The 14,498-nt window shown below is 63.5% G+C and carries 16 protein-coding genes and 2 pseudogenes; 8 read left to right on the top strand and 10 right to left on the bottom strand.

The annotated features are described in order from the left end of the window. The first annotated feature begins 17 nt into the window (after positions 1-17). The 3 genes from ATY29_RS36000 to ATY29_RS36010 are packed head-to-tail and all read left to right on the top strand — an operon-like array spanning position 18 to position 2,722. Complete coding sequence (locus ATY29_RS36000; protein WP_003563431.1) at positions 18-782, top strand: amino acid ABC transporter ATP-binding protein; 765 nt, start codon at positions 18-20, stop codon at positions 780-782. A 37-nt stretch (positions 783-819) separates the two neighbouring features. Then, the gene (locus ATY29_RS36005; protein WP_097534418.1) at positions 820-1,887 is read left to right on the top strand and encodes a Gfo/Idh/MocA family protein; all 1,068 of its coding nucleotides are present in this window, start codon (positions 820-822) and stop codon (positions 1,885-1,887) included. Between the two features lie 4 nt (positions 1,888-1,891). Beyond that, positions 1,892-2,722 (top strand): shikimate dehydrogenase family protein, encoded by an 831-nt coding sequence (locus ATY29_RS36010; RefSeq protein ID WP_097534420.1) that lies wholly within the window; start codon positions 1,892-1,894, stop codon positions 2,720-2,722. A 22-nt stretch (positions 2,723-2,744) separates the two neighbouring features. Here the strand turns inward: ATY29_RS36010 and ATY29_RS36015 are convergent, their stop codons facing one another. From ATY29_RS36015 to pcaD, 5 genes are all read right to left on the bottom strand, one after another. Further along, on the bottom strand, positions 2,745-3,791 hold the full coding sequence (locus tag ATY29_RS36015) for a 3-carboxy-cis,cis-muconate cycloisomerase (RefSeq protein WP_097534422.1): 1,047 nt from the start codon (positions 3,789-3,791) through the stop codon (positions 2,745-2,747). Positions 3,792-4,020: 229 nt separating this feature from the next. Next, positions 4,021-4,632 (bottom strand): protocatechuate 3,4-dioxygenase subunit alpha, encoded by a 612-nt coding sequence (gene pcaG, locus ATY29_RS36020; RefSeq protein ID WP_003563423.1) that lies wholly within the window; start codon positions 4,630-4,632, stop codon positions 4,021-4,023. Between the two features lie 2 nt (positions 4,633-4,634). Beyond that, the gene (pcaH, locus tag ATY29_RS36025) at positions 4,635-5,384 is read right to left on the bottom strand and encodes a protocatechuate 3,4-dioxygenase subunit beta (protein ID WP_097534424.1); all 750 of its coding nucleotides are present in this window, start codon (positions 5,382-5,384) and stop codon (positions 4,635-4,637) included. Positions 5,385-5,393: 9 nt separating this feature from the next. Beyond that, positions 5,394-5,798: a 4-carboxymuconolactone decarboxylase gene (gene pcaC / locus ATY29_RS36030; RefSeq protein ID WP_003563419.1), complete on the bottom strand. Its 405-nt coding sequence runs from the start codon at positions 5,796-5,798 to the stop codon at positions 5,394-5,396. Next, positions 5,795-6,604 (bottom strand): 3-oxoadipate enol-lactonase, encoded by an 810-nt coding sequence (gene pcaD / locus ATY29_RS36035; RefSeq protein ID WP_097534463.1) that lies wholly within the window; start codon positions 6,602-6,604, stop codon positions 5,795-5,797. Before pcaD ends, pcaC begins: the two co-directional genes overlap by 4 nt. 322 nt (positions 6,605-6,926) lie before the next feature. On the opposite strand from pcaD, the gene pcaQ reads away from it, so the two are divergent. From pcaQ to ATY29_RS36050, 3 genes are all read left to right on the top strand, one after another. Then, positions 6,927-7,844 (top strand): pca operon transcription factor PcaQ, encoded by a 918-nt coding sequence (pcaQ, locus tag ATY29_RS36040; protein WP_097534426.1) that lies wholly within the window; start codon positions 6,927-6,929, stop codon positions 7,842-7,844. A 72-nt stretch (positions 7,845-7,916) separates the two neighbouring features. Next, the gene (locus ATY29_RS36045; RefSeq protein WP_097534428.1) at positions 7,917-8,438 is read left to right on the top strand and encodes an MbcA/ParS/Xre antitoxin family protein; all 522 of its coding nucleotides are present in this window, start codon (positions 7,917-7,919) and stop codon (positions 8,436-8,438) included. Next, the gene (locus ATY29_RS36050) at positions 8,435-9,106 is read left to right on the top strand and encodes an RES family NAD+ phosphorylase (RefSeq protein ID WP_025419010.1); all 672 of its coding nucleotides are present in this window, start codon (positions 8,435-8,437) and stop codon (positions 9,104-9,106) included. Before ATY29_RS36045 ends, ATY29_RS36050 begins: the two co-directional genes overlap by 4 nt. A gap of 20 nt (positions 9,107-9,126) precedes the next feature. Here ATY29_RS36050 and ATY29_RS38610 read toward each other — a convergent pair. Beyond that, positions 9,127-9,291: pseudogene (locus tag ATY29_RS38610) on the bottom strand (alpha/beta family hydrolase); the annotation flags it as partial. 3 nt (positions 9,292-9,294) lie between these two features. Next, positions 9,295-9,921, bottom strand: a pseudogene (locus tag ATY29_RS36055) (alpha/beta hydrolase family protein); the annotation flags it as partial. Between the two features lie 70 nt (positions 9,922-9,991). Here ATY29_RS36055 and ATY29_RS36060 point away from each other — a divergent pair. Both ATY29_RS36060 and ATY29_RS36065 read left to right on the top strand, forming a co-directional pair. Beyond that, positions 9,992-10,174, top strand: a complete 183-nt coding sequence (locus ATY29_RS36060) for a hypothetical protein (RefSeq protein ID WP_003563407.1) — start codon at positions 9,992-9,994, stop codon at positions 10,172-10,174. A 519-nt stretch (positions 10,175-10,693) separates the two neighbouring features. Beyond that, complete coding sequence (locus ATY29_RS36065; RefSeq protein ID WP_097534430.1) at positions 10,694-11,395, top strand: DUF899 family protein; 702 nt, start codon at positions 10,694-10,696, stop codon at positions 11,393-11,395. A 16-nt stretch (positions 11,396-11,411) separates the two neighbouring features. Here the strand turns inward: ATY29_RS36065 and ATY29_RS36070 are convergent, their stop codons facing one another. The 3 genes from ATY29_RS36070 to hutU all read right to left on the bottom strand — a co-directional run bounded on the left by ATY29_RS36070 (position 11,412) and on the right by hutU (position 14,470). After that, positions 11,412-12,041, bottom strand: coding sequence for a J domain-containing protein (locus ATY29_RS36070; protein ID WP_003563403.1), 630 nt, complete (start codon positions 12,039-12,041; stop codon positions 11,412-11,414). Positions 12,042-12,215: 174 nt separating this feature from the next. Continuing rightward, entirely contained in the window at positions 12,216-12,791 is a 576-nt protein-coding gene (locus tag ATY29_RS36075) for a HutD/Ves family protein (protein WP_097534432.1), read from the bottom strand. Between the two features lie 5 nt (positions 12,792-12,796). Next, entirely contained in the window at positions 12,797-14,470 is a 1,674-nt protein-coding gene (gene hutU, locus ATY29_RS36080; protein ID WP_097534434.1) for a urocanate hydratase, read from the bottom strand. Between the last annotated feature and the right edge of the window lie 28 nt (positions 14,471-14,498).

Raw genomic sequence — 14,498 nt, forward strand, 5'->3', positions numbered from 1 at the left:
ATCCTGGAGTTCTACCGATGACCAGACCCGTTCCCCCCCAACGCGCAGAAACCATGATCACCATGGCGCAGGTGGAAAAGTGGTACGGCTCGTTTCAAGCCCTTCACGATATCAACATGACCGTTCGCAGCGGCGAGAGGATTGTGCTGTGCGGCCCTTCCGGCAGCGGAAAGTCGACGCTCATTCGCTGCATCAACCATCTCGAGACCTACCAGAAAGGTGAAATCCGGGTCGGCGGCATCGTGCTCAGCGACCAGGCCAAAACCATCGATGCGATCCGCCGCGAGGTCGGCATGGTCTTCCAGCAGTTCAATCTGTTTCCGCATCTGACGGTGCTGCAGAACTGCATGCTGGCGCCGATGAAGGCGATCGGCGTCGGCAGGGCGGAAGCCGAGGAACGCGCCCGCGGGCTGCTCGAGCGGGTCAAGATCCTGGAGCAGGCCGACAAATACCCGGTCCAGCTATCGGGCGGCCAGCAGCAGCGCGTCGCCATTGCCCGCGCACTCTGCATGCGGCCGAAAGTGATGTTGTTCGACGAACCGACGTCGGCGCTCGACCCGGAGATGGTCAAGGAGGTGCTGGATACGATGATCGCACTCGCCGACGAGGGCATGACGATGATCTGCGTCACCCACGAAATGGGCTTTGCCCGCCAGGTCGCCGATCGGGTGATCTTCATGGCGAGCGGCGCAATCGTCGAAGAGGCTCCGCCCGCCGAGTTCTTCACCAACCCACAGCACGAGCGGACCCGAAAATTTCTCGGAGAAATCCTGCACAAGTAGGGCAAGCCGATACGTCGTCGAAATTCAGGAGCCGATCATGAAGCCGTTAGAGATTGCAGTGATGGGAGCCGGCCTGATCGGCAGACGCCATGCCGAGCGCGTGATGTCCGAACCCGGAACCGTACTTTCCGCGGTGATCGATCCTTCCGCTGCCGGTCGTGACTTTGCCCGAAATGCCGGAATCCGCTGGTACGCCAACTTCCAGGACATCGGTGCCGAGGACAGGCCTGACGGCGTCATTGTGGCAACGCCGAACCAGCTTCACGTCGAAAACGGAATGGAGGTTATCGCTGCCGGCATTCCTGTTCTCTTGGAGAAGCCGATCGCCGACGATGTCGATGCTGCAGCAAGACTCGTTGCCGCCGGCGAGACGGCGGGGGTGCCGCTCCTCATCGGCCATCACCGGCGCCACAATCCGATGATCCAGGCGGCCAAACAGATCGTCGACGGCGGCAGGCTTGGCCGGATCGTCACCGTCCACGGCACGTTCTGGGTCGCCAAGCCCGAGGATTATTTCGACATCGGCTGGCGGCGTGAAGCGGGCGCCGGACCAGTCTTCGTCAATCTGATCCACGATGTCGACCTCTTCCGCTTTCTCTTCGGTGACGTCGATGCCGTCCAGGCAATGGAATCGCACGCCGTGCGGGGCCACGCTGTCGAGGATAGCGCTGTCGTCTTGTTACGGTTCGCAAACGGTGTTCTCGCCACGCTCAACGGCAGCGATGCCGTCGCCGCGCCCTGGAGCTGGGAGGCGACCACCGGTGAAAATCCGGCTTATCCCCGTTACGATCAATTCTGCTACCAGGTCGGCGGCACGAAAGGGTCGCTCGGAATTCCCGACCTGACGATTTGGACAAGCCCGTCGAAGCCCGATTGGCTAAAGCCGCTTGCCGAGGAGCGCGTGCCTTTCCCGGCAGTTGATCCACTCTGCGTTCAGCTCAAGCATTTTTGCGATGTCATTCGTGGCGACGCCGCGCCCCTCATCAGCGGCCGAGAGGGGCTCGCGACCCTCAGGGTCATCGAAGCGATCAAGAGGTCGGCAGGCTCGGGGCAGATGATCCACCTCTCTGATGACGGCGCCTCTTCCGATCCCCAGAAAGTTTAGCCACATGATCACCGGGACGACCAAACTCATCGCCCATCTCGGTTATCCCACCGAGTCCTTCAAGGCGCCTCTAATCTACAATCCCTATTTCGAAGAGACCGGGATCGACGCGGTCGTCGTGCCGATGGGCTGCAGGCCGGAGGATTATCCGGCCTTCTTGAAGTTGGTTTTCCGGCTATCCAATATCCACGGCGCACTCATCACCATGCCGCATAAGATTGCGACGATGGCGCTGCTCGACGAAACGTCTACCAGCGCTAAAGTCGCCGGCTCGTGCAACGCCGTGCGTCTCAGCTCCGACGGCAGGCTGATCGGCGACATGTTCGATGGCGAGGGCTTCGTCCGCGGCGTTCTGCGCAAGGGCAAAAAACTCGAGGGCGCTCATGCGCTCGTCGTCGGCGCCGGCGGCGTCGGCTCGGCGATCGCCGCGTCGCTGGCGCAGGCCGGCGTCGCCCATCTGGCAATCTTCGATGCCAATGCAACGACCGCGACCGAGTTGCTCGATCGGCTGAAGACATATTATCCGCAGCTGCAGGTCACGATCGGCTCTCTCGATCCGGCCGGATTCGACATCGTCGTCAATGCGACCCCGCTTGGAATGCGAGGGGGCGATCCTCTGCCGATCGATGTCGACCGCATCTCGCCCTCGACCTTCGTCGGCGAAGTCGTGATGAGCCGGGAGATCACCCCTTTTCTCGAGGCGGCCCGAGCTCGAGGCTGCGCCTTTCAAGTCGGGACGGATATGCTGTTCGAACAGATCCCGGCCTATCTCGAATTCTTCGAATTCCCGACAACGACGGCCGATAATCTGCGGGCAATAGCGAAGCTTGGGTGATGGCTGAGCGGGTAGACGCGCTTTAAGCCGTTCCAAGCCGTCTGATATTCCCCACCAATTCCCCCGCCAACCGTAGCGAGGCGGCGGTTGCCATCGTCATCTGCGGCAGCAGCAGCCATTCGAGCGTCCAGGCGGCACCGGAGCGTTCCTGTTCATGAACAAGGGACTGGTGGATGCCTGAAAGAACAGTGGCGGTGAAGCGGGCGAGCGAGACCAGGACTTCGGCGGCAACCGGGTTCTGCTTGTGGGCCATCGCCGACGAGGTGCCGCCGCCTGCGATTTCGATCTCGTGGCCCATCTGAGCAAGCAGGGCGATATCCTGGCCGATCTTGCCGAGGCTGCCCGAAATCGACGAGAACAGGCCGGCAATATCGGCGATCGGAAGCCGCCCGCTCTGCCATTGCGTTATATCGGTCAGGCCGAGTTCCTGGGCGAGCGAGGCGCGGATTGCCGGGCCTTGCGCCCCGAGCTTGTCCAGCGTGCCGGCGGCGCCACCGAACTGGACGGGAAAATTTTGCTCGGTCAGGCGGTCGCGATAGGTGATCAGCGGTGCGCGCCAGGCATTGAGCCGGTCGGAGACCGTGATCGGGATCGCCACCTGCATGCGGGTATGGCCCATCAGCCGGTTGCCGCCGAACTGGCGATCGAGCCCATCGAGCCCTGCGGCAATAGTAGAAAGCCGGCCGGCAAACAGAAAGGTGATCGCCTTCAGGCGGATCATCAGGCTGGTGTCGATCACATCCTGGCTGGTGGCGCCGAGATGCAGGCTGTTGGCCGCTTCCTCGCCGACCGCGGCGCGCAGCTGTTTGACGAGATCGGGGACGACGACCCCGTCCCGTGCCGTTGCCGATCGCAGGCTGGCGAGATCGGGAGAGAAGCCGGCGCAGATTTCGGCGATCCGTCTTGCGGCTTCGGCAGGGATGAAACCATGGCCGGCTTCGGCCTTGGCCAGTGCCGCTTCGAAGGAGAGCATGGCGCGGATATCGGCCTCGGCGGAGAAGTAGGGCGCGATTTCGTCGTCGCCGAGCAGGCCGGAGAGGAAGGGGTGGTCGAAGGGCGATGCGGTCATGGTCTTCTCGTTCGTGATGGTGGCCCCCTCATCCGGCGCCGCCACCCCCGGGGTCGAGCCACTGGTCTCGACCCGTCCTTCGGGCCCCCGAGGGGCGAAAGGACTTGGGCAATGTCGGTGCCTATGAGCAGGCGATCTCGTATGGCACTGTTCCCCTCTCCCCGTCGAGGAGAGGGCAGGGTGAGGGGGCCACTTGCGCGGAGCCCTCAAACAAGCCACCCGCATACTCTCAAATATCCAGAAACACCGTTTCGTCAGCACCCTGCAGACGAATGTCGAAATGGCAAGTCGCGCCGTCACGACTGGCAATCATGGTTGCGACGCGCTCGCGATGTTCGATGCGCGACAGCAGCGGGTCGCCAGCATTGGCCTCCGTCTCCTCCGGGAAGTACATGCGCGTCTGCAGGCCGATATTGATGCCGCGGGCGACGATCCAGACCGTGATGTGCGGGGCCTGCCTGCGACCGTCCTTGAAGGGGACGCGGCCGGGCTTGATGGTCTCGAAGCTGTAGACGCCGTCTTCACTGCGGGTCGGGCAGCGGCCCCAGCCGGTGAAATTCGGATCGGCGGCGCCGCGCATCTCCGAGGGGCTGTTATAGAGGCCGGCGCTGTCGGCCTGCCAGATCTCGACGACGGCATCGCGCACCAGCGCGCCGGCGCCGTCGAAGATACGGCCGGTGACGGTGATGCGCTCGCCGAGCGTCTTGTCGTTGACCATCTGCGTGCCGAGATCGCTGTCGTAGACGCCCGTTATGTCGCAGAAATTCGGCGTCAGGCCGATATGGACGTACGGCCCTGCCGTCTGCGACGGGGTTTCCTTGAGATAGCCGAGCTGCTGCATGGTCAATTGCCCTCCAGCCTGTTTTCGAACATCGTCGAGCGGCGGCCGCGCAGGACGATATCGAATTTATAGGCTCGTGAATCCATCGGGATCGTGTTGCCCCAGTCGAGCGGCGCGATCAGCTGCTCGATCGCCGCCTTGTCGGGGATGGTGCCGACGATCGGACATTTCCAAATCATCGGATCGCCCTCAAAATACATCTGGGTGATCAGCCGCTGGGCAAAGCCGTGGCCGAAAATCGAGAAATGGATATGGGCGGGGCGCCAGTCGTTGACGCCGTTCGGCCAGGGATAGGCGCCGGGCCGCACTGTGCGGAAATGGTAGCGCCCCTCCTCATCGGTGATGGCGCGGCCGCAGCCACCGAAATTCGGGTCGATCGCCGCCAGATAGCTTTCCTTCTTGTGGCGGTAGCGACCGCCGGCATTGGCCTGCCAGAACTCGACCAGCGCGCCGGCAACCGGTTTTGCGCGTTCGTCGAGCACCCGGCCATGAACGATGATGCGTTCGCCGATGGCGCTTTCGCCGGGCCGCGCGTAATTCAGGATCAGGTCGTTGTCGAGTTCGCCGATCATCGAATTGCCGAAGACCGGGCCCGTCGTTTCGGAGATCGTGCCGTCGAGCGACAGCAGCGCGCGTTGCGGCGCGCGCAGCACTGACGTCTTGTAGCCGGGGGTCAGCGCCGGCGCATGCCAGGCTCGGTCGCGGGCAAAGAAGGCGCCGGTCTCGGGCTTTTGGTTGGGTCGTTCGGACATATCTCTCCCTCAGGCCGCCTTCTCGGCGTCCATCTGTGCAAAGGCCTGCTTGGCAATCTTGATCGCGTGGTTGGCAGCGGGAACGCCGGCATAGATCGCCACATGTAAGAGCGCCTCGCAAATATCCTCGCGGGTCGCACCCGTTTGGGCGGTGGCGCGCACATGCATGGCGACCTCGTCATCCTGGCCGAGAGCGGCGAGCAGCGCGATGGTGACGATCGAGCGCTCGCGTTTGCTCAACGCCGGGCGCGACCAGACATGGCCCCAGGCGGCTTCGGTGATCAATTCCTGGAAGGGGCGGTCGAATTCGGTCGTCGCGGCCGCGGCGCGGTCGACATGGGCGTCGCCGAGCACGGCACGGCGGGTCGCCATGCCCTGCCGGTAACGCTCGGAGGAGGAGGCGGTCTCGTTCATCGGTTGGTGTCTCCAGGTGGGATGGATGTGAGGAAGGCGCGGATGATCGCCGTCAGCGCCTCCGGCTGCTCGACGCAGGGAATATGCGCGCAGTCGGCGATCACCTCGTAGCGGGCGTCCGGGATCAGCCGCGCCGTGGAGAGCACGAGATCGGGCGGCGTCGAGCCGTCCTGGTCGCCGACGATGCAGATCGTCGGCACAGCGATCGCCTTGGCCGCTTCGGAAAAATCAGCATCACGGATGGCTTCGCAGGCGGCGATATACCCCTCGACCGGCTGGCGCGTCAGCATGTTGCAATAGCCGGAATAGGCGGTGTTTTCGGGCCGGCGGAAGGCCGGCGTAAACCAGCGCTCCATGATGGCGTCGACGATGCTGGCGATGCCGTTTTTCGCCACCGCGGCGATGCGGGCGTTCCAGCTCTCAGCCGTGCCGATCTTGTGGGCGGTGTCGCAAAGAATCAGCGCGCCGACCAGATCCGGCCGCCGCTGATAGAGCGACTGGGCGATCAGGCCGCCGACCGAGAGCCCACAGACAACGGCATTTTTCACCGACAGCAGATCGAGCAGGCCGGCGAGATCGGTGGCATGATCCTCGATCGACGAGGGGAGCTGACCGACATCGGAAAGGCCGTGGCCGCGCTTGTCGTAAAGCACGATGGCGTAGTCCCCGGCAAGCCGCACCACGACGTCGCGCCAGATGCGGAAATCCGTCCCGAGCGAATTGGTAAAGACGATCACCGGCCGGTCGGCAGGCGCACCGATGACCTGATAATGGATCGTCACGTCGTTTATGCGGGCAAATTGCACGTCGCTCTCCTCCATCAAGTCAGTCCAACCGAGAGGCTGGCATTGGTTTGGTTCCGCTAGCGAGGTCCGGACAAGGGCGCCTACGCTGCGAATGGCTCCGTCCGTCCCTCCATCCTCTCTCATGCTCGGCCTTGAGCAGAGCATCCCACGGCACCCACCGGTAGCTGTGGCATGGATCCTCGGGTCAAGCCCGAGGATGACGGAGAGTGGGGTTGGCTTCCCGCCAAACTTGTCACCGCCTCCGGATAGCAAAACTGAATGGTTGATCCGGTTAAGTAAAATGATATTTTCAGGCGTTTCGATAACCCAGGAGTTATGGGAGATGATCGACAGCCGCGTCAAGTTTCGTCATCTGCAGACCTTTGTCGAGGTGGCGCGGCAGAAGAGCGTCATGAAGGCGGCCGAATTGCTGCATGTCAGCCAGCCGGCGGTGACGAAGACGATCCGCGAGCTGGAGCAGGCGCTGGGTGTCGCCGTCTTCGAGCGTGACGGCCGCGGCATCAAGATCACCCGTTACGGCGAGGTCTTCCTGCGTCATGCCGGGGCGGCGCTGACGGCGCTGCGCCAGGGTCTCGATTCCGTCTCGCAGGAGCAGTTCGCCGATGCGCCGCCGATCCGCATCGGCGCGCTGCCGACGGTGTCGTCGCGCATCATGCCGCGGGCGATGGAACTCTTCCTCAAGGAGCGGACCTGGAGCCGGGTGAAGATCGTCACCGGCGAGAATGCCGTATTGCTGGAGCAGCTCCGCGTCGGCGATCTCGACGTCGTCGTCGGCCGCCTGGCCGGGGCGGAGAAGATGGCGGGCTTTTCCTTCGAGCATCTCTATTCCGAGCAGGTGGTCTTTGCCGTTCGCCCCGGCCATCCGCTGCTCGACGGCCGGCAATCGCCCTTTGCTGGTTTCGGCGACTATACGGTGCTGATGCCGACGCGGGGTTCGATCATCCGGCCGGTGGTCGAAAATTTCCTCATCGCCAACGGCGTCTCCAGCCTGCCGAACCAGATCGAGACGGTGTCGGATTCCTTCGGCCGCGCGTTCCTCAGGGGAGGCGACGCAATCTGGATCATTTCCAACGGCGTGGTGGCCGACGATGTGGCCGACGGCCGGCTGGCGCTGCTGCCGGTCGATACCGGCGAGACCAAGGGGCCGGTGGGGCTGACGATGCGTGCCGATGCCGTGCCGTCCGTGCCGCAATCGATCCTGATGCAGACGATCCGCGAAGCGGCCGGGCAGCTTTCCTGAAGCCAGGCTCTTTAAATCCGCTTGAAGATCGCCCAGATTTGGACTATGTCTAATTCAAGACAGGAGACTTTCATGCAGCACGCGCGACGCACGCAGCGGGAAAGCCAGGCGCCACAGCGGCTGGACATGAAGCGCTTTGCGCCGGCAAACCGTCGGAAGCTCAGCGCACCGGCCTTGCGAACCTTCCTGGCAATCGCCGATCTCTGGGGCCTGAGCGAAGAGCAGCGGCTGCTGGTGCTCGGCTATCCCTCCCGCTCGACCTACCACAGCTGGGCCAAGCAGGCGCGCGAGCATGGGGCTTTCACCCTCGATGTCGATACGCTGACCCGGATATCCGCCCTGCTCGGCATTCATCAGGCGCTCGGTGTGCTGTTTGCCGATGAACGCGGCGGCGTCGCCTGGCTGCGCACACCGCATCAGGCGTCGGTTTTTGGCGGGCATCCGCCGCTCGACGTGGTGACGAACGGAACCCAGGACGGCTTGATAACCGTGCGCCGCTTCCTCGATGGCGCCCGCGGTGGTGTCTATATGCAGCCGAACAGGCTCGACGACGCTTTCACGCCCTATGAAGATGCGGACATCGTCTTCCGGTGAGCGACCGTTTTGCCGAGGCACCGCGTCCATCCTACCGGCTGATCCCGTCGCAATTTCCGCCGATCGGGCTTTTCGAGACGGTGGCGAGGGCGGCCGATCTCGAAGCCGTGATGGAGCTTGTGGGATGGACCAACGACCGTCTCGTTGCCGACCGCATCCAGCGGCTTCCCGAGGATGAATGGGTTTACGGCGTGCCGAACGCCAGCATCGTCATGGCGGCTTTCCTGCATGTCGCCCCCGGTGGCATGCGCTTCAACGGCGCCGATCTCGGCGCCTGGTATGCCGCCGACCACCTCAAGACAGCCGCCGCCGAGGTCGGCCATCACCTCAGGCGCGAAACCGTCGCGCGCGGTGTGGCGACGATGGTGCGGACCTATCGAAGCTATTCGGCCATCCTGATCGGCGACTATCTCGACATTCGCGGCGAACAGGCGCTGCGGCGCGACGTCTATGACGGTACCAGCTATGCGGCGTCGCAGGTGCTGGGCGAAGAGGTGCGTTCGAGCGGCGGCGCCGGCATCCTCTATGACAGTGTCCGGCTGAGGGGCGGGGTCAACATCGCCGCGCATCGGCCGAGGAATATCCGCGACGTGGCGCAGGCCGATCACTTCGAAATCACCGTTTTCGCCACTGACCGCCGCATCGATGTCAGGAAGCTTGCCCCCTGACGACGGCAGTCGCAGGCGGCTTAAACCGGCAACCGCTCGGCCCAGGCCTTGGCCGCCTTTGCCATCGTGGCGAGGTGGTCGGCAGCGGAAAAGCCTGAGATTGTCTTGCGCGGCTTGAGGTCGTGGTCGCCGTCCTCGAGCCAGAGGATCTCGATCCGGTCGGAGAGATCATAGCCCGGCACCTCGTCACGCTCGGCCCAGGCCTTGGCCGCCTTTGCCATCGTGGCGAGGTGGTCGGCAGCGGAAAAGCCTGAGATTGTCTTGCGCGGCTTGAGGTCGTGGTCGCCGTCCTCGAGCCAGAGGATCTCGATCCGGTCGGAGAGATCATAGCCCGGCACCTCGTCCCGCGTCCCGAATTCGTCGCGTGTTCCCTGGCAGATCAGCGCGGGTGTTGTCATCCCCTTGAGATGACCGGTGCGCAGTTTCGTCGGCTGGCCGGGCGGATGGAAGGGATAGCCGAGGCAGAGCAGGCCGGCGATCTTCCCCCTGCCATGGAGATCGTCGGCGACCATGCTGGCGACGCGTCCACCCATCGACTTGCCGCCGATGATCAGCGGACCGCCGGCTTCGAGTTCGGCGATTGCCGCCTCATATTCAGGATTGAGTGTTTCGGCCCGCGGCGGCGGCTTGCGGCCTCCGGTGCGGCGGGCGGCCATATAGGCGAATTCGAAGCGGGCAACCCTGAAGCCGACGCCGGCAAGCGCTTCTGCCGCTGCTGTCATCGACCCCGAATCCATCGGCGCTCCGGCACCATGCGCAAGCAGGATGGTGAAACGGGCATTACGGGGGCCTTGAAGCAGAAACCTGTCAGACATCGACAATCCTCCATTCGGTCATCGGAACCATGTCGGCGCCCGTGACTTTTTCCTCGAAAGGAGACGGACAATGTCGACGAATGATGAAAACGTAAAGCCCGAGCAGCGCCGCCCCAAAGATGTGAGCGCCGTTCCCGAAAAGCCGGAGCCCGCCGACGCAGAATCGATGGCGCCGCCGACAGTACAGCCGGCCGGAGCAGGCGACAAAAGCGAACGGCCCGTGGTCAACCCAGTCACCGGCGTCGCCATTTAGGCGTCGCAAAACTATGATGCGGATCGGCCCTTGAAACCGCGGCGGAGAGGGTCCATATAGCGGTCCTGCCTGAAAAATGGATGCGCACGGTATCGACGTCGTCGAACTGTTCGCTGTCCGACAGGATAAGGGCGCTCCCCGCAAGGGTCGAGCGCCCTTTTTGCTTTTCGGACGTCAGCTGGAATGACGGTCTTGGGTTCGTGCTGGTGGCGATAGCGAGCATCTCCCACCATAATCTATATAGCACTTCGGAATCCCGAAATTGGTTGCGGCGTTGAAATCATTGCATGTTTTTCGCGGGTGACTCCTCAAAAACACCGGCGCATTTCGGAATCCCGAAGCGGTAGTCCTTCGGGATTCCGAAGTGAGAATTTTGCTGTGCCGTCAGCCGGTTTTCCCACGGTCCTGTCGATTTTCGCATCTGTGGATCGTCTTCCTAACGATGTGCTGGAAATCCGTTGCGGTCGCGGCACATCCTTTGAGCGTCCGAGACGCGCGACAACAGAAGGAGGATATGTGATGGATCATCAGCAGCTGGTACCCGCCGCCGTGCTCGCGGCCAAGAATGGTGTCCGTTTTCCCAATGAGAGCGAGGAATACCGCATCGCCCGCGACGCGCTGCTCGCCGAAGAGATCGAATTGCGCCGCCATATCGAGCGAGTGGCGGTACAGCGCCGGGCGCTGCCGCCCGGCGGCGAGGTGATAAAAGACTACCGCTTCGAAGGCGTTGACGGGCCGATAAGTTTCAGCGAGCTCTTCGCTGACAAGGACACGCTGGTCGTCTACAGCTATATGTTCGGCCCGGAGCGCGAGCGTCCGTGCCCGATGTGCACCTCGCTGCTATCGGCCTGGGACGGCGAGGTGCCTGACATGCAGCAGCGCGTCGCCCTTGCCGTCGTCGCGCTTTCGCCGATCGGCAGGCTGCTCGCCTTCAAGAAGGAGCGGGGCTGGCACTACTTGCCGCTCTATTCCGATCCGACGGGCGATTACAGCCGCGACTATCACGCCATCGGCCGGGGTGGCGGCGATGACGCGGCTTTCAACGTCTTCACGCGGCGCGACGGCACCATCCGGCATTTCTGGAGCGGGGAGATGGGCCAGGTGACGGCCGATCCGGGCGAGGATCCGCGCGGCGCGCCCGATCTGATGCCGCTCTGGACCGTGCTCGATTGCACACCCGAAGGCCGGGCGCCGGACTGGTATCCGAAGCTGTCCTATTAAGATTAGGCCGGCCGCGTCAGCCGGTGGAGCGGTTTCTGGAGGTCTCGATCCATTCGAGGTTGGCGACCGAGGCCTCCGGCAGCAGCGATGGATCGATGTCGTATACATAGCCGCTCAACATGTCGGCGGCGCGTTCGGTCGCCTTGATCTTCGCCTCGGTTTCCGCAACCGCCTTGGCGATCGCTTCGATGCGGGCGCGGAACATGTGGGCGAGCACATCGCGGCCGGACTGTTTTTCGAGCCGTTCCAGATGCAGGCCGACGCGCGAGGCGTGGCGCTCCAGCTCGCTCTTGCTGAAGCGCGCCTTGCGCAGTTCCTCCGAAAGGCTTTCCTGCATGACGGCGACGGGATCGAAACTTCCCGGCGCGCGCTCGTCGAGCACCGCGTCGGTGACGAGCTTCTCGATGATCACAAGCGCCTGCAGCTCGGCGGCATCGGCCAATTCGACATCATAGCCGGTATCATCGAACACCTTGCGCCGGACCGGATCGAGAAGCAGCGCATAGGCTTTCTGCAGATTGTCAAAGGCCTGCGAATCGCCCCCCGAATCCGGGTGGGCAACTTTCGCCAGGCGCCGATAGGCGGCCTTCAGCTGGGCCTCGTCCGCATCGCGTTCAACGCCGAGAATATCGTAGGGATCCGTCACGCCTGCTCCATTGCTACCCGGCACGCCCGGACAGTCTAGGTCTTCTTCTGCATCAGCAAGGCGAAGTTTAGACCAAAAGCAGGAATGACGTCCATGGCCGGAAATCGCAATCGTCGCCGCGAAAGCCTAAGCCACTTTTCGATTGTCCCATTTTTTCAAGCCGTTGTGCGAAGATCAGGGCGTGCTGATCGAGACAAGATAACATCTGGCTTCGCCATGGAGTTCCAGTGCGGTTCCAGCAGCATCCGCAATCAGCAGCGCATCGCCGGCCCCAAGCGCGCCGGTCTCATAGCCGTGCCGGAATGACAGCGCGCCGCGATGGCAGAGCAGCAGGCATGTCGACGAGGTCAGCGGCACGGACTTGCCGCCGTCGATGTCGATGCGGATCAGCGTGTGGGCGAGACCGTCGCGGCGGGTCATGACGTTGAGATCGGTGATCGCGCCGTCCTGAAGTGTCGCCGCGACCGGGATATCCGCCGGGAAGGGCAGGGGGTCGCTCGCGGTCGTCAGCAGCGCCGGTGCGCTGCCTTCGATGTCGAGCACCATGCCGTTACCGTCGAGAATCACAAGCGTCCGGTCGATGCCGGGGAAGATCGAAAACGGGCCGTCCGTTGCGACGGTCGCCATGCTGACGCGCCAGTCGAAGCCGGCGAGGCCGGCATCATCGGGCGAAGCGGCGATCTCCACCGTTTCGCCGCCGCCGTTTTTCCAAGGCATCCGCTTGTAATCGCCGGCGCGCAGGATCCGCACGAGGCTCAGTTCCCGAGAATGCCGGGCAGGCGCAAGCCCTTGTCCCGGGCGCAGTCGAGGGCGATGTCGTAGCCGGCATCGGCGTGGCGCATGACGCCGGTCGCCGGATCGTTCCAGAGCACACGCTCGAGACGCTTTGCCGCATCGTCGGTGCCATCGGCGCAGATGACGACGCCGGAGTGCTGGGAGAAGCCCATGCCGACGCCGCCGCCATGGTGCAGCGATACCCAGGTGGCGCCCGAGGCGGTGTTGAGCAGGGCGTTCAGCAACGGCCAGTCGGAGACGGCGTCCGAGCCGTCCTTCATCGCTTCGGTTTCGCGGTTCGGCGAGGCGACGGAGCCGGAGTCGAGGTGGTCGCGGCCGATGACAACAGGCGCGGAAAGCTCGCCAGTCCTGACCATTTCATTGAAGGCCAGAGCCAGGCGGTGACGGTCGCCGAGGCCGACCCAGCAGATGCGCGCCGGCAGGCCCTGGAAGGCGATGCGCTCCCTGGCCATGTCGAGCCAATTGTGCAGGTGGGTATTGCCGGGGGTCAGTTCCCGCACCTTGGCATCGGTCTTGTAGATATCCTCCGGGTCACCGGAAAGGGCGGCCCAGCGGAAGGGGCCGATGCCGCGGCAGAACAGCGGTCTTATATAGGCCGGCACGAAGCCGGGGAAGGCGAAGGCGTTTTCGAGGCCCTCCTCCTTGGCGACCTGGCGAATGTTGTTGCCGTAGTCGAGCGTCGGAATCCCGGCGTTCCAGAAAGCGATCATCGCCTCGACATGTTCGCGCATCGAGGCACGGGCGGCCTTTTCCACCGCCTTCGGATCGCTTTCGCGCTTGGCCTTCCACTCGGCCATCGTCCAGCCCTTCGGCAGGTAGCCGTTGATCGGATCATGCGCCGAGGTCTGGTCGGTGACCATATCGGGGCGGATGCCGCGACGAACCATCTCGGGCAGGATTTCGGCGGCATTGCCGAGCAGGCCGACGGATTTGGCTTCGCCTGATTTGGTCCAGCGGTCGATCATCTCGAGCGCTTCGTCGAGCGTTTCGGCCTTGGCGTCGAGATAGCGGGTGCGCAGGCGGAAATCGATCGAGTCGGGATTGCATTCGACGGCGAGGCAGCAGGCGCCGGCCATGACGGCGGCGAGCGGCTGGGCGCCGCCCATCCCGCCGAGGCCGCCGGTCAGGATCCATTTGCCCTTGAGATTGCCGCCATAGTGCTGGCGGCCGGCCTCGACGAAGGTCTCGTAGGTTCCCTGGACGATGCCCTGCGTGCCGATATAAATCCACGAACCGGCCGTCATCTGGCCGTACATGGCAAGGCCCTTCTTATCCAGCTCGTTGAAATGGTCCCAGGTCGCCCAATGCGGCACGAGGTTGGAATTGGCGATGAGCACGCGCGGCGCATCCTTGTGGGTGCGGAAGACACCGACCGGCTTGCCGGATTGCACGAGCAGGGTTTCCTCTTCCGTCAGCGTCTTCAGCGTGGCGACGATGCGGTCGAAATCTTCCCAGGTGCGGGTCGCCCGGCCGATGCCGCCGTAAACGACGAGCTCGTTCGGATTTTCGGCGACGTCGGGATCGAGATTGTTCATCAGCATGCGCAACGGCGCTTCGGTCATCCAGCTCTTGGCATTGAGTTCGTTGCCGCGAGGCGCGCGGATTTTGCGGATATTGTGGCGTGGATTGTTCATGGCGGTTCCCCTGTTCTCAGGTTTCAAT

Source organism: Rhizobium hidalgonense, assembly GCF_002914525.1.
GTDB lineage: Bacteria > Pseudomonadota > Alphaproteobacteria > Rhizobiales > Rhizobiaceae > Rhizobium > Rhizobium hidalgonense.

What these genes read in the sequence shown, in the direction of transcription:
- hutU (WP_097534434.1), bottom strand. Translation starts at nt 14,470, where the DNA reads ATGAACAATCCACGCCACAATATCCGCAAAATCCGCGCGCCTCGCGGC.
- ATY29_RS36060 (WP_003563407.1), top strand. Translation starts at nt 9,992, where the DNA reads ATGTCGACGAATGATGAAAACGTAAAGCCCGAGCAGCGCCGCCCCAAA.
- pcaC (WP_003563419.1), bottom strand. Translation starts at nt 5,798, where the DNA reads ATGAACGAGACCGCCTCCTCCTCCGAGCGTTACCGGCAGGGCATGGCG.
- ATY29_RS36065 (WP_097534430.1), top strand. Translation starts at nt 10,694, where the DNA reads ATGGATCATCAGCAGCTGGTACCCGCCGCCGTGCTCGCGGCCAAGAAT.
- pcaH (WP_097534424.1), bottom strand. Translation starts at nt 5,384, where the DNA reads ATGTCCGAACGACCCAACCAAAAGCCCGAGACCGGCGCCTTCTTTGCC.
- ATY29_RS36045 (WP_097534428.1), top strand. Translation starts at nt 7,917, where the DNA reads ATGCAGCACGCGCGACGCACGCAGCGGGAAAGCCAGGCGCCACAGCGG.
- ATY29_RS36015 (WP_097534422.1), bottom strand. Translation starts at nt 3,791, where the DNA reads ATGACCGCATCGCCCTTCGACCACCCCTTCCTCTCCGGCCTGCTCGGC.
- pcaQ (WP_097534426.1), top strand. Translation starts at nt 6,927, where the DNA reads ATGATCGACAGCCGCGTCAAGTTTCGTCATCTGCAGACCTTTGTCGAG.
- ATY29_RS36005 (WP_097534418.1), top strand. Translation starts at nt 820, where the DNA reads ATGAAGCCGTTAGAGATTGCAGTGATGGGAGCCGGCCTGATCGGCAGA.
- ATY29_RS36010 (WP_097534420.1), top strand. Translation starts at nt 1,892, where the DNA reads ATGATCACCGGGACGACCAAACTCATCGCCCATCTCGGTTATCCCACC.
- pcaG (WP_003563423.1), bottom strand. Translation starts at nt 4,632, where the DNA reads ATGCAGCAGCTCGGCTATCTCAAGGAAACCCCGTCGCAGACGGCAGGG.
- ATY29_RS36000 (WP_003563431.1), top strand. Translation starts at nt 18, where the DNA reads ATGACCAGACCCGTTCCCCCCCAACGCGCAGAAACCATGATCACCATG.